Genomic DNA, 21,880 nt, shown 5'->3' with positions numbered 1-21,880 from the left:
CCCCTGCCCCACTCACGGCTCAAGATCCGGCAAGGTGAAGTCCATGTAGAGGCGTTCTTCAGCAACGGTGGCGGCGTCAACCACGCCTGCATTGCCAGCGCCTAGGGTTTGGATCGCTTCCAGCTCCCACATCCGGGTCATGGCGATGGCGAGTTCCGCCGTGACGCGTGTGTTATGATCCATCGAGGCTTTGAGATCTTCCATGTCCGGGATCATCTCGACCAGACGTTCCACCCGTTCGAGAGACTGTTCCGCCTCTGCGTGGCTGTTCTGCGCCGCCGCCGACATCACAGCACCTGTGGTTGCCCGCGTGGCCACGCCTTCGGCGCCCGGATTGCCGCTGGTGGCGATCTCGCGGAGTGAATCCTCGTCGAACCCGGCGCTTGCCAGCGCCTGTTCCATCTGCGTGCGCATGGGCACGGCATTGGGCCCGATGAGAGCGCTCCAATCACCCGCCTGGATGCCTCGGATCAGGCCGGGGATGTCTTCGAAGTTGGCCTCAAGCAAGGAGTCGAGGTCCCCGCCCATGGCAAGCCCGAGGATGCTGCGCGGCCCGGTGAGCGAGGCATACATCTCGTTCAGCTGATCGAGCTGGCTTTGCAGCATGTCCAGTTGCTCCAATGCATTGTCCAGAAGATCCGTCTGGACCCCGAAATCCTGCAGCATCTGCTGAAGCTGACGGATTTCCTGGGCAATGTTCTGAGTGTCCACCGTGGGCACACCCTGTGCCGCGACAGGTCCGGTGACATTGAGGGCAAGCGCGAGAGCGATGCTACCGGCGAAAAGGGAACGGGGCAGGCGCAGGTTCAACGCAAATCCTCCTGACTGAAATCCATGAATTGCCGCTCGGCAGCCTGGGCCGCCGCCAAGGCGATCTGCTCGGCGCTGAGTGGCTCGGTTCGGGCGGCCTTGATCCGGGTTCGGATTGCGACCAGTCGGSCAAGTTCTGCCCGGGCATAGGTGTTGAGCGCGATGGCCTCGTGGATATCCTCGGTTTCACTGATGCGTGTAATGATGTCCTGAACCCGCAGGGCGGCGGCGCGGACCGAGACCAGCGAATAGTCGCCATAGACCCCTGCGCCATGGGCCGAGAGGCTGAAACTCGCGTTGGCGAGGAGCACAGGGTCGATGGTGCCGAGCGCATCGATGCCGCCTACGGCCGCGAGGTAGCTGTTGTACTGCTGCGGGATCACCACGACATAGTGCTGGGTTTCCGCGAAAGGCGGCACACCGCCATAATCCTGCACATTGCCAGGACCGGCGTTATAGGCGGCGAGCGCATGGATAATGTTGCCATCGAACATGTTCAGCATTTGTGCGAGGTATCGCGCACCGCCGGTGACCTGCAGATAGGGATCGTCGTAATAGGCCGGGTAGATCCCGAGATCGCCCGCGGTACCGGGCATGATCTGGGTAAGTCCGAAGGCCCCCACGGGTGAGCGTGCCCCGATCTGGAAACGACTTTCTTGCCAGATCAGCGCCTGCAAGAGACAGCGCCATTGCACGAGCGAAAGACCTGCGCGGCCGACCCCGGACAGACTATGGGTGTCGCGTGCTGCGCGGATGATCAGCTCCTCGATCCCCTCCCTGGCATCGCCGAACATCCGCGCTGCCGCTGGATTGGTGTCCTCGGGCGCATAAAGACTGGCGGCCGCGCTTTCGACGTCGTCTACCGCCCCCTGCCCCGCCTCGAGCCCCGCCACGGTTCCGGCCACGTCTCCAGCGCCAAGCGACATGGCATCCATCAGCCCTTCGAGGGAGGCGAGTTGCTGGCGCTCGATTACGGCCAGTTCCTCCTCGCGGCTTAGCCGGACCTGCTGCAGTGCCAGGTCCCGATCGGTCTGCTCAAGGATGGCCTGCCGCTCTGCGAAGAGGCGCAGATCGAAGGTCGGCACGCCTTGGGCGACCGCTGGCCCTGCCGTGGGACCTGCCAGTGCAAAGCCGATCATCGAGAGAGGAAGCCAGGTCCGCATTGGCTCAGCCGCCCGCCCCCAAGAGGACGAAATCGCAGGCCGTGTCGCGGCGCGTGACCTCCGCCCCCATGGTCGAGATCGTGGCGGTGGCGGTTCCTGCCTGCGCAGGAGCCTCGCGAAAATTGAAGCAGTTGGATTGCGGGGGGTTATGCTGCGCACAGGCTGTCAGGGTCAGGCCGAGCCCGAGCAGCACGACGCTGCGAATGATGGTACGGGTCATGTCACTCTCCAGAAATCAGGACGTTCGCGATAATCGGCGCCGACAAGCGCTTCGCCCTTCTCCATTCCGCCAAGGATGGTCACGAGCGGGCCGAGCGCGCTGAGATCGGCATCGATCACGACGGAACCACGGTCGTCGCGTACAAGCGCGAGCCGCGAGGCCGAGCCGACGCCTAGAAGCACGTCGAGCTCTTTCTCGGTCAGGCCGAGCATCGCGTAGTCAGCGGCGGAAGCACGAATGTTGGGCAAGAGCACCTGCGTCGGCACCGCTTCCACGATGGTCTTGCCGGTGCGCGTGCGCTCGAGCTGGCTGGCATATTGCGTCATCATCACGACGACGGCGTTCTGCTTGCGGGCGGTCACCAACCAGTTGCTGAGTCGCTCCGCGAAGTAGGTGTTGTCGAGGGCTTTCCATGCCTCGTCGATGACGATGATGGTGGGCTTGCGGTCCTCGATCACCCGCTCGACCCGGCGGAAGAGGTAGGACAGGACCGCCATGCGTTCCCGCTCGCTCTCGGAATCGAGGATGCCGGTGAGGTCAAAGCCCGCGACGTCTCCATCGATGCTGAAACTGTCCTCGGCATTGGCCCCGAAGATCCAGCCGTAGCGACCCTCGGCCGTCCATTCCTGCATACGCTCGAAGAGATCGCCCTCGTCATCGGTCGAGACCAGCAGCGAGGCGAAATCCGACCAGTTCCGTAGGCCCGCATGTCCTGCGCTCGCGTTCTGGCGTACGACCTCCTGCAGTCGGTTGGTCTGCACCGGGGTCAGAGGCCGGTCGCGGCGCTCGAGAAGACTTGCAAGCCAGTCGGCAAGCCAGGCCTGCCCGCGGGCGTCGATCTCGGTTTGCAGCGGGTTCAGACCCGTGGGTCGCCCTGCCCGCACCGTCGAATAGCTGCCGCCAAGCGCGCGGACCGCCATTTCCATCCCGGCGCGGTAGTCGAAAACGAAAAGCCGCGCACCTGCGCGCCGGGCCATGGTCATCAGGAATGCTGCCAGCACGGATTTGCCCGAGCCGGGACGGCCGAGGATCAGCGTGTGGCCACCCGTGGGTTCGCGATCCGGCGCGCCCTGTTCGTGGAAGTTGAAGCGAAAACCACTGCGCTCGGGTGTCGGAAAGAGCGTGATCGGCACGCCCCAGGGGACTTCCCGCCCTGTCTTTCCGAGCGGGGTGCGGTGGAAGGTAGCGAGATCGGCGAAGTTGTGGTTCGTGATTGCGGCCTTGCGGCTTCGCGCTCCGGTATTGCCGGGATGCTGCGCCATGAAATGCGCCCGCGCCCCGAAGGCCTCCGAGATCAGGTTGATCCCGGAAGTGGCGGAGATGTTGCGGATTTCGGCCGCGATGTCGTCAAGCGCCGTCTGGGTGCGGGCATAGACGGCCACGGTCATGTGGTGCTCGCCGAAGATCAGGCGTTTGGATTCCAGATCGTCCTGCGCGAGTTCCAGTTCCTGGGCGAGACTGACGGCTCCGTCATTGGCGGCCTGCATTAGCCGCAGCTGCCGCTTGATCCGGCCCGCCATGATGTTGGCGTTGATCGGCACAAAAGAGTGTGTGACCACCATGTCGACGGGCAGATTCAACTCGTCGAGCATCAGGCTATCGGTCTTGGCGGGGTAGTTCTTCACCGCAAAGATCGCCCCGAGCTTGTCGCTGACGGCACCGTCCGAGAGTGCGATGGTCGTGCCGCGGAAGGTGACGCGCGTATTGGCTACGTCCTCGGCGATCACACCGAGGCGCGACCGGGGGAAGAGCGGGTGCTCCTCGCCCGTGTTGAGTGAACCGAGGAAGCCCAGAAGCTCTCCGGTGCTTGCGGCCAGCAGGCGGGGCTTCAGCTCATCGAAGGAGGACAGCAGAAACCCCACAACCTCGTCGAGCTTGCGCAAGCGGCGGGTGGTGTCGGCCGCGTGTCGCGAGCGAGACGCCCCAAGTCCGAACGGCAAGCGGCTGCCGGTCTCAGGTCGCTTCAGCACCGTCAGGGTCAGCGTCTTGTCGCGCAAACCCGCGCGGCCGAGATGCGCGTGCCATCGTTCGTCGACGGCAGCCGCAAACCCTACGCCCGGAACGGGCGGCAGGGTCACATCGACCGCTTTCGAGACCTTGTGCAGGTAGAATGAGAACTCCGTCCCCACCTGCGCGACGATGCCAGCCAGCAACCCTCCGATCCGGTCGAGATGCCCGTCCTCGCTCGTGGTGCTGTTCACCCCTTCGAGGCGGATGCACTGCATCAGTTCGTTGCCGCGTGTCCGGATCGTTCGGTCGTTCACGAGGCTCACATAAGGCAGCATCATTGAGAGCCGCTTCTCGCCCTTGACCCATGCGGGTAGCGCGGTCAGCGGATCGATGGCGTTCTCAACCTCATAAGCAATTCCATCACGGGGCATAGCTGTCGCCTCCGTGCAGCTTGCGATTCGTCGTGGGCGGGGTTTCCTGCAGGGTGATCACCAGGACATCGAGGAAGTTCGGATCCCAGTCTGCGGCCTTCCAGAGCGCCGGCCAGGCCAGCCCCGCGAACACAGCCACCACCCAGCTCTGCACCCAGAGGAACAGAAGCGTCGAGCCGAAGAGCCAGACCATGGCGTACATGATCGGCAAGCCCATCAGCTTGGGTGGCCTGAGAAGACCGATGAAGACGCGGGACTGGTCAGCCATGGATGGAGCTCAGGTGGTCCAGATGGCGGCGACGATGGTGGGTGCTGCGGCGATGCCGGCGATTGCAACCACGACCCAGAGCGCCTGACGAAAGTCGAGGATGCCAAAGAGCCAGGAAAGGAACACCCCGATCAGTGCGAGCGTGCCAATCACGATCCCCAAGGGACCGGTGATCGCATCGACAATTCCTTGAAGCAGGGTCTGCACCGGCGAGAGGTCGATGCTCTGTGCAAGCGCTGGACCCGCCAGCACGATAAGGGCCATCGCGCCGAGCGCGACGATCGAAGGTCTCGATGTCATGAAAGATCTCCTCTGAGCCGCTCAAACACGGCAGTCACACGGGCCACATGCCCTTGGGTTTCTCGAAAAGGGGGGATGCCGCCGTGGCGTGTGACCGCCTCAGGGCCAGCGTTGTATGCCGCAAGGGCCAGAGAGCCCTCGCCGAACTGGTCGAGCATCATCAGCAGGTAGCGAGCTGATCCGTCGAGGTTCTGCGCAATGTCATGTGGGTCGACGCCGAGGTCGCGGGCAGTATCCGGCATAAGCTGCCCGAGGCCTATGGCACCGACAGGGCTACGTGCAGCCGGATTGTATGCGCTCTCGACTTCAATGTTGGCTCGGTAAAGGAGCGCCCAATCAGTGACGGAAAGCCCCGCGCGACGCAGCGCACCATGCCCGGCATACCGTAGCGCCGTGGTCTCGATCGCATGGAGGATTTCTGGGGTGGCGCGGGCGGCGGATCGAGCCGGGATCGCTGTCTCGCTCGTTGCGTCAGGAACGCGAGGTTCTGCGAAGAGAAAAAGGCGCCCGTTTGTCTCTTGAGAAGAGGAAATCAATTGGCCGTCTGGGCCAACCGAAAAGATGAAAACGTCGGCCAGGGCCGGGGGCGCGGAACAAACGCCTGTACCCAAAGCAACGACGAGCGCAGTCGCGCGGTCAGCTGCCTTTGACCGGAGGCGCGGCGTGGCGCTCGCGGCCACCTTCTTCAAGTGGGATGCTAGCGGTCGTACAGCCCATGTCGGCCAGGAAACTGACAAGGCCAACGATGGTTTTGAAGTCGCGGAGCTTGAGGACGCTTCGGCTGGTGACGAGCATCTTATCGTCACGCCCATCAGTGGCGACGGCGCGGATGACCCACGAGCCGTACCAGCTGTTATGGCGCTTCTCTGCTCTCTCCTTGCAGACCACCTCAATGAGGTAGCCCTCGGCGAGCAAGCCGCGCAGTCCGTCTTCTGTAACCACATTCGGGGCTTCTTCTATCATGGCCTTCCCTTGGGTCCTTGTTCTGCCTGGGTGCAGTATCAGGCCCACGGGGTCGCAACACCGTGAGCGATACAAAACAACATTAATGATAGCAAGACAATAATAACGTGTTGACGAAGTTCGCCTTGCTCCGATAACGGTGATAGCCGACAGAATGATAATCTTAAAGGCGGCAAAGGAGTTTTGCCCTGCGCTTGTTTATTGCGCGCAACGCACCGTTGCTGTTCGCGTTCCTGCTTGGAAGCATGCCGATAGCCGCGGCAGCAGATTGCGTACCTCCCGAACGACCGTTCTTGCCTCAGTCGCAAGAAGACATGCGTGCCTACGCCGATCTGATCAGAAGCGATTTCGAGACCTACATTGCCGATGTGCAGGACTACTTCCGTTGTCTCGACGCCGAGCGCGCTCGCGCCTTTGTTGAGGCGAGGGAGGTCAGTGATGACTACGCCAGGTTCCTGAATGCTCTCGAGTAAGCGACTACGGGTTTGTGCCGCCAGTAGAAATCAACCGTTAGACCAACGCTCCGTCAGTCTCCAACGCAATGATGTTTTTCAAGCGGGCGATCATGTCGTCACCAACTGCGACATCCACGCTCGCCGTCTCGATGATCGTCTCCTGACCTGATATCCGAAACTGGGCCTGAAGACCTTCCGATCCTGAAAGATCTTGGTGATGCGGATAGAGCAGCGTCAGTCGCGGGGCTTTGTACAGGTGCGCATAGGCCATCATCTGATAGACGTCGCCTTGGGACACTCCTTGTTTTCGATCATCAATACGGGAGGAAATCCGCTTCCACTTCGTGTCGATCACATGGACAACCTGCCCCGCACGCCAGATCAGGATATCGGGTTTCGTCTGGAACACAGCGCGGTCATCATCGAGCGATGTCAGGCAGAATAGTCTCCCGCCTTGTAGAGAGACCCGATACTCCGTGCGTGCCAAAGCGCGTGTGATCAGTCGGCCGACATATTCCTCAAAAAGTGCGTTCATCTCAAAGAGGAGTGCAGTCCCCCGCCCCACCCCGGCACTCGTCGTTTGGTACCGATTACGCAGAAAAAGTTGCGCCATCCCGAACAATTCCTGCCACGCCCGGTTTGTCCGGTCGATGATGACCTCATTCCATTTCAGCGCAGGAACAGCGACTTCGGATATATCGGCGTAGACGAAAGCCAGTTCGCGCAAACGCTGTTGATTGGCGGGACTGCGCGACATTCTGGAGAGATGTGCGACCGTTGCTTTCATGATGCGGTTCAGAGCGATGTCTTCTGACAGCTCATCAAATTTGCAAGCGAGCCGTGAGGGGTTCGCTGCGTGACGAGTAAATTGACGAGGCAGATTGAGCGTCCCGCGCAACGCTGCAAGGTCATCCTCTTGGACAATATATCGCCGCGGCATGCCGCGGCGAACGGCATCGGTCAGCTTGCTGCAGAAAATGCGGATGAGAATTTCCAGAAGCGTTTCGCGCTGCCAGTCAAGCTCTGTGATCTGGCCTGTCTCGATTTTTAGGTCCAGTGCGACTGCGAGCATGTGAACAAGACGCTTGCGAATGGCAGCATTCTTTCTTGCTTCGCATCCTTGCCCTTCGACATCGATCTTGGGAAGAATTTCAAGGCTGCAGCCATCGGTTGCCAGGACCCCGACAACGCCACGCGCCCGCAGTTCATGGCGCCGATCCTCAAGCACTCCGCCTCCACCCCTTCCTGCAAAGGTCGATGCTCTGGCGAGCGCCGCGAGACGCTCGGCAAAATGATCGGGAATGCAGCCGTCCCCTTCGCCGTGGGGCAACGTTTCCCATTCGCGCAGGGTGAAGGCCGGCATCAGGCCGCAAACTCCGAGAAGTCGAATTTGTCTTTGACCGTCCACCGCAGTTTTTCGCTAGAAAAGTCGTCTTCAGTCATGCCTCCGGGTACCGCAATTTGTTTGGCATCGAGGAAGCGGGCGGGACCGTGAGTAGAGTCGCCAAGAACAGCTGCGACCTTGGACCAGTCCTCATAGAAATACTCAGCCAGAAGCGGGATCACCTTGTCTCGCATGACGCTCTCAATATCCGCCCGCGTCTGGCAGCCTGTGAAGTACGCGTGCCCGATTTGATGCTCCCGGTCGAACAGATACTCGATTCGCTCGTTGATCGTAGACAGCAGCTTTTGCAGATCGACCCCATCAACGTTGTCCGACAAAACTGAAGGGTCGGGCATCAGTTCCTTGAAAGAAAACCGGCGGCGTAGTGCTGTGTCCAACAGCGCGATGGAGCGATCGGCCGTGTTCATCGTACCGATGACATGGAGGTTCTGAGGCACGCCAAAGGACTTCTTGGAATAGGGAAGCGTTAGGCGGATCTCGTTGTCCGTCCCGAGCCGCTTGTCGGGCTCGAGAAGCGTGATCAACTCGCCGAAGACCTTCGAGATGTTTGCCCGGTTGATCTCGTCGATTATGAGGACATGCGGTCTTGCCTCCCGATGGATCGGTTCGCCGCCGCTATTCATGTAGCTTTCGATGGCAACAGTATCGAGGCGGGCCAGATCGAGGGCATAGATCGACTTCATGGTGAAATTGCTATCGTAGATCTCGGAGGCAGGAACCCCATCTCTGTCGACCCAGAGCCATCGCACGGACCGCCTGTGGCAGTATTTCCGGTTGTCCCGCTGCCGGTATTGGTACTCCCCCGTGATTTCGCCGATGGCCCGGAACAGTCGGTTGCCCTTGGTGACAACGATGATGTCTCCCACGTCCAACTGATTGCGGAAAACGTCCACTTGGCTCACTTGGCCCGACTGGAGAGTAACCTCGCCTTCGCGCTCGCCATGGGTACGACAAGCCTCCAGTATCTCCTCGACATCGGAAAACCTGTCGTCGGAGAAGTCGATGTCCTCCCAGCCGAGGAGCGTGTGCCCCTCGGAGATGGCTTCCTCGAACAGGTAGTCCTCCGCGGCCACGTTGGCGCGCGCGATCGACATCTTGAAGACCTGCCGCCCGTCGAGGGAAACGACGTTCTCTCGCGGTGCTGTCGGCACGCCCTTCTCCGCACGCTCCGAGATGCGCCTGAATATGCCGGGTGCGGGCTCCAGCCGGAACCCGGTACCCGCCGAGCTGTCCTCGGACTGATCCGTAGTCGGTCGCAGTCCCTCGATGAACTCCTCGTAGGACATAGACTGGTGGAAAGTCACGAATTCGATGCGCCCCTCGCTCACAAGGCTGCGGTACGTGCTCATGAGCTCTGCTCGGCCATCTTGTCCATTTAGTGCAGCAGTAGCCTCGTCACCCAAGCACAGCCGGACGGCCTCCCATGCCGTCTGATACGTCTTGCCCGTGCCCGGCGGGCCATAGAGGATCAAGTTTACGGCGGATGGCGAGGGCGCTTTTTTTGTGTCGGTCACGGTGTCCGCCTCCGGTTGGGAATTTAGCGTATAGGTGAAAACGGTCGAACTGCTTGGATTTGGTTCGGTGCTCGTGGGCGGTGGTACTTGCGCAAGTTTCTGGAATTTTTCACCACCAAGTGCCTGGCAGATGTTCGGGAACGCGTCTTTCAACCCGATTCCCGCAGAAAGGTCTCCTGCGCGGATGGAGACCTCCCTGGCCGACTTTTCCCGGGCAGGTTCGATGAAATAGTTCAGGGCGCAGAGCCTGATCCGGTCGGCACCTTCCATTAGGTGTTCGTACCGCTCAGGGCGCTCGGTGGGCTGATCGTTTTGGTCGACGATGATGTAACCGGCGTTGTGAAGACGCGCAGCAGCATCCGCCTTCTGTCCCCAGCCACCGTTTAGTTCTGTCTTGCCGAGAATGAAGCCAATTAGCGGTTTGGTCGGATAAACGCGGTTTCCGCGCTCACGCGATGACCGGACCCAATAGTCGCGTGGCTCACCGAAGGCACCAAAGATATCGCTATGAGCTCCGTTCGCACGGTAGCTGTCGTATGCGTCCATCGCGGCTTCAATCTGGGCTCGATCGAGTGCGTGGCCTTTTGCGCCTTCCTCCATCGCATAGTTATGGACGACCCAAAGCGCACTTTGAACGTCGATCATATCTCGAGGTGCGAGGCCGCGCTCTTCGAATGCGTGACGTACTGCCTTCATAAAGCGCATCTCATCCGCGTAGGTCTCGGCAAGCGTTGAATGCTTCGGGAATGGTGTTCGTACTGCTTCGCGCCATAGATCCTGCCTAACCGTATGCCGGATGTAGACTGCCTGATCTGGCCATAGATGAAAGAAAATGAACTCACCGATCTGCCTCGCCGCGTCTTCCGTGCCGTTCGGCACGGCCTCTTTCCAAATGCCTGCGAAGATGTCGAGCGCCGCCGCATGTTCTTCCGGTGATCTAAGTGCAGCACGTACAAGCGACGCAACGGCGGGATCGAGAAGCCCGTGATCAGCGTTGCTCTTTGGGCTTAGAGGTTCGCTCGTGCGCCAATCCAAAAGGTTGTTAGAGTCAGTCGCGGCGGTGAAAACGGCTTCTGTAATCGAGCTGTCATCGCCTGCGCTTTCCAGGGCCGGGCGCAGCTTGTTGATCGTTGCCAGTTTGTAGTTTCGTTCTGCTTCATCAAAATCTGGATCCGGGCGATCGAAGCGATCGAGGCTTGGAAAGAAGTGTTGCAGACGCTCTATCCAGCGCTTCACGGCAGTCGGGTCGAGCTGAAAGTCTCCCGCAAAGCCAAGAGCGGTCAGAGCTGCGCGCGCCCTATCGGGATCGAGGTCACCAAGCTTCCAAGCGTCTATGTCTTGAAAACCTTTCGACTTGAGCCCGCTGTGGCGACCTTCACTGTCGCTTCCGGACGGCGGCTTCCTGCTGGGTTCCAGGCCGGCATCGCGCAGCGCAGGCACATGACTCTCGTGAAACCAGAGGTTTGGGCGATCGTTCGTATACTCGAGACAGAGCGGCCGACCCTGCGGATCGATCAGTGGGCCAAGATAGAGGCTTGCATCGTAATCCGGGTTTGGCCGCAGTTTCGAGTTCCGAATGACTTCAAACACTGCACGGCGATTAGCCGAGGGCTTTCGCTTTATTTCAAGTTCGGAAATGCGGTTTGTGAAACTGCTCCAGTCCATTTTCCCTATCTCGTTGATTCTGGTTGATAGCTTTTCAGCGCGCATAGCGTGTTGATCAGCTGCATTTGTTCCACGGTATCGCACTTGGCCTCGCGCAAGCGCGGTGAGCCGAAGACCAAGGCCAGGCCCTTGGCACGCGACACCGCCACATTGATACGGTTGAGCGAAAACAGAAACTCCATGCCTCGCGATGTCTCTTCAGCAGAAGATGCCGTCATTGAGACAAGGCATACAGGTGCTTCCTGCCCCTGAAACTTGTCGACCGTCCCGACCCGAATGTCATCGGGAAGTGCATCTTGGAGGGCATTCACCTGAGCGTTGTAGGGGGCCACAACGATGATGTCAGACCGGCGCATGGGTCGCTCAGTGCCGTCTTTTTCAGTCCAGGTGCCCGTTAGAAGGTCGTCAATCGTGTCCTGAATTGCGGCAACCTCTTCGGAAGCGATCTGCGCATTGCCTTCATGGTTCACGGGCACCCAAAAGGCACCCGCAGCTGGGAAACTGGTTCCCGATACGCCTTGGCGGACCGTAGCTGCGTGACTGATCAAACGACCTTCGTAGACCTGATCGGAGATGAAACGGCAGACGTCGGGATGCATCCGGCGCGTGACGGGAAGGAAAATCCCTCTGTCAGGCGGAATTGTTGCGTGATCGCCCAGCATCCAGTCCAGGCAGGAAAGATTTGCGGGTTCAGGGTGTGCCCCTTGGATCACTTGCGGAAGCTGTCTCGGATCGCCAACCAGCACGATGTTTTTTGCAGAGCGCCCCATGGCAGCCATGTTGGCCAAGCCAACCTGCCCCGCCTCATCAACGAACAGCCAGTCGTATGCCTGCACATTCTCTTCCCGCGCAAAAAAGAAAGCAGTTCCGCCCACGACATGACCGCCACTTGCGGCTTCGGCGTTATCTGTAGTGCGTTGAATTGGACAATCGTCTGGGTAGCCATCTTCGGACCCGGAAACCTTGTGAATCAGATCCAGCGTGATCGGCAGATCTTCGTCTTCAAGCGCACCTAGGCACCCCATCAATACGTTGCGGATGGCCTCGTGGCTGTTCGATGTGACACCTACGCGCGCGCCTTTTCGGACAAGAGACAGGATCGCGCGGGCAGTGACGAACGTTTTGCCCGTGCCCGGGGGACCCTGAATAGGCAAAACCGTTTGATCCATCGCGCCGACGGCATCAATCGTGCCTATGACTGGGTCCTCAACCGGCAACAGCGCCCCAGTAGTCAGCCGCGGCGCCGCTCTGCATAGAAGATCATCTACGGCCCGGTAGGACTGAACCGCGCATTGATCGGCGATGACGTCCTGCAGAGCCGCTGCGATGACCTTGGTATCAAGCGGCCAATCGGGGTGGAGAGAGAGGCGATCCTCCAAAAGGTGGCCTTTTCCCGGTCCGACCTTGACCGTAATCTCGCGTCTTCTCCGGTCCATCTCCTCGATATTGACAGAGACCGGGGCGCCATCGAAAACAGGAACGGTGGCTTTCTTTCCTGGCCGCAGTTTTGTCTCTTGCACTGGAAAGCGGTAGCGGCGTGCAAACGAACGCTTTACCGGCTCGACAGCGGAAATCGCTTCCAGCCCAGCTAGGGCGTCCAAATCGTCGATGAGGTCATCTTCGTCTTTCGCGGCGCTGTCAAAAACGGCCCATTGGGCAGGTTTGACCTCGCGCCTGTGAAAAAGACCCAGATTGAACAGTAGATCCTGCCGCTCATCCGGCAAAGCAGAAGCGGCAATCCGCTCGCGGAGCGCCCTTGTCTCTCCGTCTTCCTCAGCTTCTTTTGGAGCCGCGTCTTGGCCAATCGATGGCCACGGTCCTGCCGGGCGGATGCCAACCAGCCAGTCTCGCAACTCTTCGGTCGAGATGCAGTCAATACGGTTGTAGTCCTCGATTTCATCAAGGATGTGTTGATCGCCGATCTCGCGCCATCTTTCGTATGCTACGACCGAACCACCCGCTGTTTTGACCTCTCCGTCGCGCTTTCGGTCGTAAAAAGCTTCCATCGATTTGATCGAATAGTTTGGCTCCGAACCAATCAGTCCTCCACGCACGACGGCGAACAGATCGACAAAACGGCGCTCGCGTAGAAGCCGATCGAGAAAGGCTTCGCCGATTCCATATTTGGTCGTCAGCCGCTTGAGAGCCGTGATTTCATAAGGGGCATAATGATAGATGCGCGCTTTAGGATACTCTTCCAGCCTTGCGCGGAAGAATGCCAGTAAATCGCTCAAAGCTTGGGCCTCGGCCCTGTGATCATGCGCCCAGAACGCTAGAAATTGCCCGTCGAGCCAGAGCCCGTGGAGGTATTCCAGCCCGCCTTCGAAGTGTGGATCTCCTTCGATGTCATAGAAGACGTCGCCAGGCTGTGGTTCTGGCAGCAGGTCAAAGCCTTTGCCAGGTTCAGGCACCCTCAATTCGAACGCTGGTCCTCCAGTCTTCCGGGCATGCTGCAGACGCGCCTGCGTGACCAGTCGCAAGCGAGTGTTCTCGGACATGCCGCGGACTGGTTGGGCGACCGCCGCCAGCTCCGCCATGGTTTTGATACCAGCTGCTTCAAGCTTCTTGACCTGGCCCTTCGTGACATTCGCCACATTGAAGAGGCTGTCCTCCTTCGCCCATACATCGGCGCAGTGATCTGCCCAACGACACAGTCCGCAGTCGGCGCAAGGTACAGGCCGCGTGGCAGCCGGTTCCGCCACGAAAGCCTCAAGCCGCGCACGGGCTGCTCGAGCGTAATGTGCGTAATCTGCCAGCCGCAGCGTTGCACGCTCACCTGTCCCGAGTTCAACATGCGCAAACACGGGAGGCACACCCTGAATTTCGGTCAGAAGGTCTGAGTAGAGCACGAGCTGCAGAACATGCTTGGGATGCGGTCGGCGTTTCAGTTTGGTGTCGGCCACTTCGTAACTGAATGGTCCAAGCGCCGAGGGCGTATCCACCCGCAAAAGAAAATCCGACCATCCACCCCAGTTCCCGGACAGAAATGCACCTTGGAAGACGACCTCGGCACCGCTTTGCAGTGCCGCGCGTGTCGTATCGGAATCCTGGGCGATGTTTCCCCGTTCGATCTCCACGACTTTGTTGCCCGCGGCCTTCAGACGTTCGAGATGCGCCAGCTCGTGCGCATCTCCTTGCTTCTGCAGAAGTGCGGCGTCTTCTGTGTCTTCTCCCGGGGTGGGCCCTTCGCCTCTAAGGCGCAATAAGTCGAGGGCGGTCGCATGGGTACATCCCATGAACCGCATCAAGTCAGTCGCCGAAAAAAGGATTTTGTTGTCAATTTTCCGCATGGGTTCCAGCAATCATCAATGAGCGCAACCCTCGGAGCGGAAACGTCTCGTTAGCTTGCAGCTTCTTCAATAACATCGGTGGGTGTCAATATCTGTCGTGCTTGGCAAACATTTGATTCTTGACGCTTTACAGCCGACGACGCGCTGCGGACACTGCTATGCGGCGAAGCCGTCCTGGCCCCGAACAATCCGAAGACTTTTGGGCGCAATAAGGGAAGCGCGCTTGCCCTTTGCTCCCATCCATAGTGAGAACCCTTTGGCGATTAAGTTTGCCGCATCATCCAGCGTAATGGCATAAACTGCGAATTCAGCATGGTGCTTGTTCTTTCCATGCGCCGGGTCCGCCAACTGATACCCTTTGCTGGTGATTGCCGGCTCTTCAATCACCCCGGCACGAGAGCAAATCCGTTCAATTTTGATCACACGTCCACGCATCGTTTTTTCCCTCTCTGTGTTCTGCTGCGCCTGACGAGCCTCTCAACTCGCACCGTGATCACCCTTACCGGAATCGGCTCGACAGGACGCAATGACACAAATAGCCTGCAAGGGTGTCAAAAACTGACAGGTCCAGAGCAGCCCATGTCCTTTTCCAAGGCCCAAGATCTCATTCGTCTTGCTCAGATGGCCGCCGCGCGCCGCAGCGGGGTCAGTCTCGAAGACATCTGTGACGAGTTTTCAGTTTCTCATCGCACTGCTCAGCGTATGACCGATGCGTTGGTGGCCACCTTCGGAAATGTCGTGGCTGAAGACGGTGAGGACCGGAAGCGACGCTGGTGCTTACGCGACACTGGACTCTCACGGCTACAACTTCGGCATGAAACTGGCGCCGAAGCACTGGAGATCGCTGCTCGTTCAGCCGAAGCAGAAGGCAGGCTGCGGCATGCAAAGGCCTTGGCGGACCTTCGAGATGGTATGTTGGCAAGAGTGCCGGCTCGAGCTCGCATCGAAGCGGATGCAGAGGCTGTCCTGATGGCCATGGGCCAAGTCACACGACCCGGCCCCCGTGTCAGTGTCGCTCCCGACATTCTTGACGCAATTATCGAGGCGCTGCGCGGACCCTTTCGGTTACGCGTGCGCTACAGTCAGGACACGAAGAAACGCATCTTGGAGCCGCATGGGGTATTGCTGGGGCACAGGACATATCTTGCCGCGCGTGACCCAGCAAAGGCAGATGAGGTCCGAAACTTCCGCATTGATCTTATACACGAAGCAGAAACCTTGAATGAAAGCTTCAAGCTCCAGGACGGCTTCACCATTGCAGATTATGCAGCCCACGCCTTTGGGGTCTGGCAAGATCCGGCGCAATTCGGGGAAGTGATCTGGCGCTTCAGGCCAGACGCAGCCGCTCGTGCAGCCGGCTTCCAGTTTCATCCAAGACAGACATTGGAACACCAGCCAGATGGCAGTCTTATCGTCCGTTTCCATGCAGCGGGCTGGCTTGAGATGGTTTGGCACCTGTATCAATGGGGCGACAAGGTTGAAGTCATCGCCCCGGCGGAGTTGCGAGCCATGGTCGAGGGCTATCGCCGCTCCGATTTTGCCGCGATGCCGTGACCTGATTTTTCGAGGAGAATTTTTATGAACGACAGCTTGACGTTCCAAGCACTGAAGGAAAAACAGAGGGCCATTCGCTCGGGATTTCCCGAAACCATGGGCCTTCGTGTCCACCGTGCAATCAGTTGGATCGGTCGTGCCGAGGCCTGTGAAGAAGACGATGACGCGCGGTTCATATTTCTTTGGATCGCATTCAATGCAGCCTACGCCGACGAACGAGAATTCCAGTCTATCCCGCTAGGTGAACGCGCTACGTTCCTTGAGTTCTTTGGTCGGCTGACACAGCTGGATGCTGATCGGCGGATCTACAAGGCCGTTTGGCAGCGCTTCTCTGGTCCAGTTCGTCTTCTCCTGGAGAACCACTACGTCTTCAGCCCGTTCTGGCAACACCACAACGGAATCGAAGGCTTCGATGATTGGCAGGAGCGTTTCAATGCTTCGGCCCGAGCCTTCGGGCAGGCTTTCCAGGCTGGAGACACAGCGAGAGTTTTGAGTTTTGTCTTTGACCGTCTGTACGTTCTGCGCAACCAGCTCGTGCACGGCGGTTCGACTTGGAACGGCGGAGTTAATCGCGCGCAAGTGCGCGATGGAGCGGCAATCCTTGCATTCCTGATGCCAGTTTTTGTTGACCTGATGATGGATAACCCGAGCGGAGACTGGGGGCGTCCTTTCTACCCCGTAGTCTCGTAGCTGCGCGCAGTTCCTGCTGAGCTAACAGCAGAACCCCGCACGTGCATAGACCTTCTTCCGGCAAAGGTACCGCTAGCGGGGACCTTTCGCTCTGCCTAGCAATCAAATCTCCTTGCTATCATTAATGTTGTTTCGTATCGCTGCACCATTATAGATGGAGTCGGCATCATGAAGCACGTGATCCACGGCGTGGCAACAGCCACGACAATAAGCATATCCGGACTAATGGCCTCGTCAGCTCCGGCTCAGGCCTATCAGGTGGATTGTGCGATCCTCCTCTGCCTTGCGGGCGGTTGGCCTGCCTCTGCGCCCTGCGCGCATGCCAGAGCGGTCTTCATTCGGCGGATCACGCCATGGCCGATCGAGCCGCCCTTACAAATCTGGCGGTGCCCAATGGGTGTGTCGTTCAAAGACCCCAGTCCAATGTCGCCTATGGAACGCCTTTATGACATCACGTTCCGCTATCCGCCCGAACCGCAGGAATCGACTCCTATGCCCCTTGTCCGCGTCGAAGCGGATGAACAAGCCGACATCGACATCTCGGGCGACGCCTTTGATTTCGTGCGCAGCATTCGCGTTTATCACATCCAGTACCGCCAGCATGAAAACCGAGATGGCGACTGCAATCGCAGCGACTCGACGCGATTGGGGTCCTACGGCGTGCAGGGCGACTACCGATGGACAAGATCCACCGTGGGCCAGGTGCCAGCCGCATCCGGCCTGAGCATCCCGAATGGATGTGGCAGCTACTTTTACCGTTCCGTCTTCGTCGACTGGCGTGATCACGCCGGGAACTATGGTTCTGAAGAAGTTCGCTACTGACAAAATCTGCGCGCGGTTTTGCCGCGCGCGTCATCTCAACCCCGCACGGGAGGCTGTGCAAAACCCCTGAAAAGGAGACGACGCCAGACCGTGAAGCCTGACGCCGTGCTAGAAAACTCCGTGAACAAGAGTTTCCTAGCGCACCGCTAAAACACCTGCAACCAGCAAAGTTGTTTTGCTGGCAAGAATGTTGTTGTCTCACGACATGGCGTCGGATCTCCAAGGAGACCTCGACCATGGAACCTACGACCGGCTTGATCCTGCGACGGATTACGCAGACAAATCTCTCTGTTGCAGCGCACAAGCTTGCCACCCTCATCCTCGACGCCATCGCCTGGAAGGATGGCTACAACGGTTTGTCGCGCGGAACGGCAGCCTTCACCCTCTCTGCCCTGGCGGAGAAGATGGGTGTCTCACGACAATATCTTTCGGTTCTTTTGAGCGAACTTGAGACGTCGGAGTTGCAGCTCGAGCGGGCGAAACCCAATGGCAAGTTCGCGCCCTGGATCTTTCGGTTTTCCGCTTTCGACGAGGAGAGTGAAACCCATGATCTCGTGTCAGGTGAAGGCGACACATCACTATCTAGAGATAATAATAACAAAACTATCTTCTCAGGGCTGATCGATATCACCGCGAGTTCGAACGTTTTTCAGACCAGTTGGGCAGAGCTCATCAAAGCAGCGAAGGCCACGTTGCCCTGCTGGAACATCGACACCCAGGTCATCTGGGATCGCTTCCTCGCCTTCAACCGGTCCCGAGGCAACGGCAGGGTGCCGGCCGGCTTCCTGCTTGGCTTCATGCGCCGATGGCGAAATTCGTGGGGAACTCCAACTCGTCCCGCGGTCAAGCCGCCCGCGAGACCAATAACGGATCCCAAAGAGCGCGAATTGCTGAGACAGATGCAAGCCGCACCAACTGCGAACCGCCAGTTCCACGCGTCCGACTTGTGTCGCTTGATCGGACACGCTGCCTACGAAGCGCGGGTACTCGATGTGATCCGCAAGTTTGGGTGCCAGAGGTTTTCAGCAACTTTGGCGGTGCACGGAAGAGCGGTGTTGGCAGGGGAAATATCCAGATGATCCGCTGGCGGCGGTGCGCGATTGTATCAAGGAGCGCTCTCTGCGCTTGAAGGACCCCTTGTAAATGCTGGACCAAAATTCCCCAGAAGTGCTGGCGCAAATTTCCCCACCTAACGGGTTCGGGGATCAGCCGTGCGGGTGATTGGCGCCTCCGCTCTTTGGTGGCTGACCGCGCCGTTTCTGTGGCGGTGGCGGTGTGATGGTGGCGTGCGACCGGGTGTGTTCCGGCATCAGGTCAGCATGGCCTCGGAGGCGGTAGCTGGCGCCCTCGATCTGCACGACGACCGCGTGGTGCAGCAGCCGATCCAGCAGCGCGGTGGCGACGACAGGGTCGCCGAAGACCTCACCCCATTCGGCGAAGCCTCGGTTGGAGGTCAGGATCATCGCCCCTTTCTCATAGCGCGCGTTGACGAGCTGGAAGAAGAGGTTGGCGCCGCCGCTGGTGATGGGCAGGTAGCCGATTTCATCAACGATCAGCAGCGAGGACCGGGCATAGAACCGGATCTTCTCCGGTAGGCGTCCTTCCCGTTCGGCCTGCGCCAGGGCATCGATGAGTTCGGCCAGAGTGCAGCGATAGACGCTGCGGCCCGCCTTGACCGCGGCGACGCCGAGGGCCGTGGCCAGGTGGCTCTTGCCCGTGCCGGGTGGGCCAAGGAAGTGCAGCACCTCGGCACGGTTGATGAACTCCAGCTGGGCCAGCGCCATGATGCGGTGGCGGTCCAGTGAAGGCTGGAACGAGAAGTCGAAGCTTTCCAGCGTTTTGATCGGTGTGAGCCGGGCCGTGCGCAGGCCGACGTCGACGCGGCGTCCTTCGCGCAGGGTCAGCTCTTCTGCCAGCAGGGCGTCGATCGCCTCGATCGCGGTCATCTCGCCCTTTTCCAGCTGGCTGAGGACTTGATCCAGCGTTTCGAGGGCACGAGCCATGTGCAGGCTGACCAGGCTCTGGCGGATGCGTTCCGTGACCGGGATCATGGGTGGCTCTCCGGCTGGCTGGCCAGCCGCTGACCAACCGCCTCGTAGAAGGCCAGAGACCGGCGCAGCACCGCGGTATCCGCAGGGGATGTTCGATCGACTACGGCACGGCGCGCGACAGGCACCGGCTTGCGATGGCTGGGATCGACACGCTTCTGGTTCTTGCCCTCGAGCACCGGATGGCAGGCAATCAATTCCCCATCCTCGAAGATGCGCACCTCGGTCGGATGGTTCTGGACCTCGACGATCCGGCGCCGGGTCGTATCCGGCACGCTGTATTGGTTGCCGCCGACGGCGACCATGCCCTTCTGGCTGATCCGGCGCTCCACGGTCAGGACCGCGTCATAGGGCCGGGCCGGGAGGGCCACGAGGTGCGGCTGTTCTTCGGCAAAATGCTCGTCGACCACCCGCTGCGTAGTGGCATGGACCCGGGGATTGGCAATGGTCGCCCGCCATTCCTCGAACTGGGCGTTCAGGTCTTCGAGATCACGGAAGATGCGTCCAAGGAAGAAGTCTTGGCGCACATAGCGAAAGGGCCGCTCGACCTTGCCCTTGGTCTTGGCCCGATAGGGCTGGCAGGCGCGCGGCGCCGAGCCGTAATGCGCCAGCAGCGCCACGAGCGACGCGTTGTAGGTCACGACGCCTGCCGCATCTTCGCCGATGACAGCCGTCTTCATGCGATCGTAGAGCACCTCGGCACAGGCGCCGCCCATCGCGTCGAAGGCGGCGATGTGACAGCGCATCACCGTCTCCAGCGTCTGGTTCGGACAGAACCGCCCCCAGAGCCAGCGGCTGTGCCCCAGCACCATGCTGAACAGCCAGACCTTGCGGGTGACGCCGGGCTCGGCGGTGAACTCGACCTGGAACTCGGCAAAATCCACCTGCGCCTGCTGGCCGGCGGGCGTCTCGAAGCGTCGTTCGAACTGGCGCGGGGCGGCCGGACGGATCAGCCGCAGATATTCCGTCAGCGTCGAATAGGCCCCCTCGAAGCCCATCGCCTTGATCTCCCGGTGCAGCCGTCTCGCAGAGAGGCCCGGCCAAGCAGCCAGCCTGTCGACCAAGTAATTGCGATATTCCTCCGCCAAGCGCTCTTCCGGCTTGCGCGGCCCATAGACCGGCACCTCGAGCCCGCGCTCGAGGTATTTCCGCACAGTCTTGCGGTCCAGCCCCGTCTGCCGCGCGATCGCGCTGACGCCAAGACCCTGCCGCTTCAATTCCAAGATCATCACGATCTCCCTCAATTCCACCACCTGCGCGCCCTTCCATTGGCATCAGCAGGGGTAATTCTGCGCCGCCGATGGTCCGGGGGGCATGCCCCCCGGACCATCGGCAACAGCGCCAAACTGGGGAAATTTCATCCAGCGCTTATGGGGAGATTACGTCCAGCACTCACACCCCTGGATGGGTAAATTCGGGGGGCGGGCCTAGAGATGTGGTAGGGACTGCGTGAACAGCTTGCGGGCGGTTTCTGAGTTGGTTCTGAAAAGCTGGTTCAGGTATCCAACTGTTCCGTCATTTCCAACTCGAGCCGCGCAGTCTCCTGGTTCAGTCGCCATCTTCTAACGACATAAAACACGAGCGCCTTGCGAGTTTCGATCAGTAAATGCGTCTTGTCGTCAAAGCCGTACTCCAGCCGGACGGCTCGCGCTTGTGCATCAGATAGATCTGAACGCGGACGTATCCACAGGCGCACCAAGCTGTTCCAGTCCGTGTCAAAAGGCAGGGGAGCAGGCCGCTCCCGCGTTTTCATCTCAGTTTGTTTCGTTATTCGTATTGGGAGATAATCGCGGTACGCCTCGTGATTATAGCTCCAGGCGCGGAGATAAATTGCCTCTCCGTCAAAATGAAACTGAACTGGACTGATCCACTGCGGGTCGGATAGGCCGCTTGTCATCGAGGTGTAAGTAATCTGGATGTCGCGTTCGCCCATCTTGGCGCGGTAGAGCTGTGCGACAACGGTGGAATCCATCACGCGAGTGGGAAGCGGGATGCTCGCGCCAAGCGATGTCGCCTTGCCATCAAGTAATTCGAAAACTTGTTCCGGGCCAGCCTCAGTCAATGCGCAGTGGTCGCCGGTCGAGAAATAGGCCTTCTCTGTGGCATCGTAGACTGGCGGCGTATTCGTCAGAGAAAGATAGGTTCGAAAGTCAACGGCAGCCTGTGCCATCGAGATATTGAAGCGTTCGATCAAGTCGCGGCGGTTCGCCTGACCTCTCCAGGTCAGACACTGGTCGAGGAACAAAATTCGCTCACGTTGCGCGTGCTTGAGGGCTTTCAGGCTCATACGCCGAGTAATACTTGACTCCGCTCGCATAGTCCATACATTTAC

At 59.6% G+C, this 21,880-nt stretch carries 20 protein-coding genes; 5 read left to right on the top strand and 15 right to left on the bottom strand.

The window, feature by feature from the left end:
- Positions 1 to 12 precede the first annotated feature (12 nt).
- Genes A9D60_RS09790 through A9D60_RS09755 form a run of 8 tightly spaced genes read right to left on the bottom strand, consistent with a single transcriptional unit; the run spans position 13 to position 6,105 of the window.
- Positions 13 to 810: a type IV secretion system protein gene (locus A9D60_RS09790; RefSeq protein ID WP_065267407.1), complete on the bottom strand. Its 798-nt coding sequence runs from the start codon at positions 808 to 810 to the stop codon at positions 13 to 15.
- Positions 807 to 1,973: a lytic transglycosylase domain-containing protein gene (locus tag A9D60_RS09785; protein WP_065267406.1), complete on the bottom strand. Its 1,167-nt coding sequence runs from the start codon at positions 1,971 to 1,973 to the stop codon at positions 807 to 809. Before A9D60_RS09785 ends, A9D60_RS09790 begins: the two co-directional genes overlap by 4 nt.
- 4 nt (positions 1,974 to 1,977) lie before the next feature.
- Positions 1,978 to 2,193 (bottom strand): hypothetical protein, encoded by a 216-nt coding sequence (locus A9D60_RS09780; RefSeq protein WP_065267405.1) that lies wholly within the window; start codon positions 2,191 to 2,193, stop codon positions 1,978 to 1,980.
- Complete coding sequence (locus tag A9D60_RS09775) at positions 2,190 to 4,574, bottom strand: type IV secretion system protein B4 (RefSeq protein WP_065267404.1); 2,385 nt, start codon at positions 4,572 to 4,574, stop codon at positions 2,190 to 2,192. The genes A9D60_RS09780 and A9D60_RS09775 overlap by 4 nt, the downstream gene beginning before the upstream one ends.
- A complete protein-coding gene (locus tag A9D60_RS09770) occupies positions 4,564 to 4,842 on the bottom strand; it encodes a type IV secretion system protein VirB3 (protein WP_009574151.1) in 279 nt (92 codons plus the stop codon). The genes A9D60_RS09775 and A9D60_RS09770 overlap by 11 nt, the downstream gene beginning before the upstream one ends.
- Positions 4,843 to 4,851: 9 nt before the next feature.
- On the bottom strand, positions 4,852 to 5,142 hold the full coding sequence (locus A9D60_RS09765) for a TrbC/VirB2 family protein (RefSeq protein WP_054540759.1): 291 nt from the start codon (positions 5,140 to 5,142) through the stop codon (positions 4,852 to 4,854).
- A complete protein-coding gene (locus tag A9D60_RS09760; RefSeq protein WP_065267403.1) occupies positions 5,139 to 5,822 on the bottom strand; it encodes a lytic transglycosylase domain-containing protein in 684 nt (227 codons plus the stop codon). The genes A9D60_RS09765 and A9D60_RS09760 overlap by 4 nt, the downstream gene beginning before the upstream one ends.
- Complete coding sequence (locus A9D60_RS09755; RefSeq protein WP_010138156.1) at positions 5,779 to 6,105, bottom strand: hypothetical protein; 327 nt, start codon at positions 6,103 to 6,105, stop codon at positions 5,779 to 5,781. The genes A9D60_RS09760 and A9D60_RS09755 overlap by 44 nt, the downstream gene beginning before the upstream one ends.
- A gap of 293 nt (positions 6,106 to 6,398) precedes the next feature.
- Here A9D60_RS09755 and A9D60_RS09750 point away from each other — a divergent pair, with 293 nt between their 5' ends.
- Positions 6,399 to 6,578 (top strand): hypothetical protein, encoded by a 180-nt coding sequence (locus A9D60_RS09750; protein ID WP_368072345.1) that lies wholly within the window; start codon positions 6,399 to 6,401, stop codon positions 6,576 to 6,578.
- 37 nt (positions 6,579 to 6,615) lie between these two features.
- Here A9D60_RS09750 and A9D60_RS09745 read toward each other — a convergent pair whose 3' ends face one another.
- The 4 genes from A9D60_RS09745 to A9D60_RS09730 all read right to left on the bottom strand — a co-directional run bounded on the left by A9D60_RS09745 (position 6,616) and on the right by A9D60_RS09730 (position 14,869).
- A complete protein-coding gene (locus A9D60_RS09745; RefSeq protein ID WP_065267402.1) occupies positions 6,616 to 7,923 on the bottom strand; it encodes an McrC family protein in 1,308 nt (435 codons plus the stop codon).
- Entirely contained in the window at positions 7,923 to 11,189 is a 3,267-nt protein-coding gene (locus tag A9D60_RS26830; RefSeq protein ID WP_217492046.1) for an AAA family ATPase, read from the bottom strand. Before A9D60_RS26830 ends, A9D60_RS09745 begins: the two co-directional genes overlap by 1 nt.
- Positions 11,150 to 14,434 carry a TM0106 family RecB-like putative nuclease gene (locus A9D60_RS09735; RefSeq protein ID WP_065267401.1) on the bottom strand — a complete coding sequence of 1,095 codons (3,285 nt, stop codon included), beginning with the start codon at positions 14,432 to 14,434 and terminating at the stop codon, positions 11,150 to 11,152. Before A9D60_RS09735 ends, A9D60_RS26830 begins: the two co-directional genes overlap by 40 nt.
- Positions 14,435 to 14,590: 156 nt before the next feature.
- Positions 14,591 to 14,869, bottom strand: coding sequence for a hypothetical protein (locus tag A9D60_RS09730; RefSeq protein ID WP_065267400.1), 279 nt, complete (start codon positions 14,867 to 14,869; stop codon positions 14,591 to 14,593).
- 144 nt (positions 14,870 to 15,013) lie between these two features.
- Here A9D60_RS09730 and A9D60_RS09725 point away from each other — a divergent pair, with 144 nt between their 5' ends.
- The 4 genes from A9D60_RS09725 to A9D60_RS09710 all read left to right on the top strand — a co-directional run bounded on the left by A9D60_RS09725 (position 15,014) and on the right by A9D60_RS09710 (position 18,579).
- The gene (locus tag A9D60_RS09725; RefSeq protein ID WP_065267399.1) at positions 15,014 to 15,988 is read left to right on the top strand and encodes a helix-turn-helix transcriptional regulator; all 975 of its coding nucleotides are present in this window, start codon (positions 15,014 to 15,016) and stop codon (positions 15,986 to 15,988) included.
- A gap of 24 nt (positions 15,989 to 16,012) precedes the next feature.
- Positions 16,013 to 16,678, top strand: a complete 666-nt coding sequence (locus A9D60_RS09720) for a HEPN domain-containing protein (protein ID WP_065267398.1) — start codon at positions 16,013 to 16,015, stop codon at positions 16,676 to 16,678.
- 225 nt (positions 16,679 to 16,903) lie between these two features.
- Positions 16,904 to 17,500, top strand: a complete 597-nt coding sequence (locus A9D60_RS09715; protein ID WP_254656667.1) for a hypothetical protein — start codon at positions 16,904 to 16,906, stop codon at positions 17,498 to 17,500.
- Between the two features lie 236 nt (positions 17,501 to 17,736).
- Positions 17,737 to 18,579 (top strand): hypothetical protein, encoded by an 843-nt coding sequence (locus tag A9D60_RS09710; RefSeq protein WP_065267397.1) that lies wholly within the window; start codon positions 17,737 to 17,739, stop codon positions 18,577 to 18,579.
- Positions 18,580 to 18,705: 126 nt separating this feature from the next.
- Here the strand turns inward: A9D60_RS09710 and istB are convergent, their stop codons facing one another.
- From istB to A9D60_RS09695, 3 genes are all read right to left on the bottom strand, one after another.
- Entirely contained in the window at positions 18,706 to 19,551 is an 846-nt protein-coding gene (gene istB, locus A9D60_RS09705; RefSeq protein WP_065267396.1) for an IS21-like element helper ATPase IstB, read from the bottom strand.
- Positions 19,548 to 20,801, bottom strand: a complete 1,254-nt coding sequence (istA, locus tag A9D60_RS09700; protein WP_065267395.1) for an IS21 family transposase — start codon at positions 20,799 to 20,801, stop codon at positions 19,548 to 19,550. Before istA ends, istB begins: the two co-directional genes overlap by 4 nt.
- A gap of 242 nt (positions 20,802 to 21,043) precedes the next feature.
- Complete coding sequence (locus A9D60_RS09695; RefSeq protein WP_065267394.1) at positions 21,044 to 21,835, bottom strand: WYL domain-containing protein; 792 nt, start codon at positions 21,833 to 21,835, stop codon at positions 21,044 to 21,046.
- Positions 21,836 to 21,880: the final 45 nt, after the last annotated feature.

The sequence above is a fragment of the Leisingera sp. JC1 genome (assembly GCF_001679925.1).
Lineage (GTDB): Bacteria > Pseudomonadota > Alphaproteobacteria > Rhodobacterales > Rhodobacteraceae > Leisingera.
This window is presented reverse-complemented; position numbering and strand designations above follow the sequence as displayed.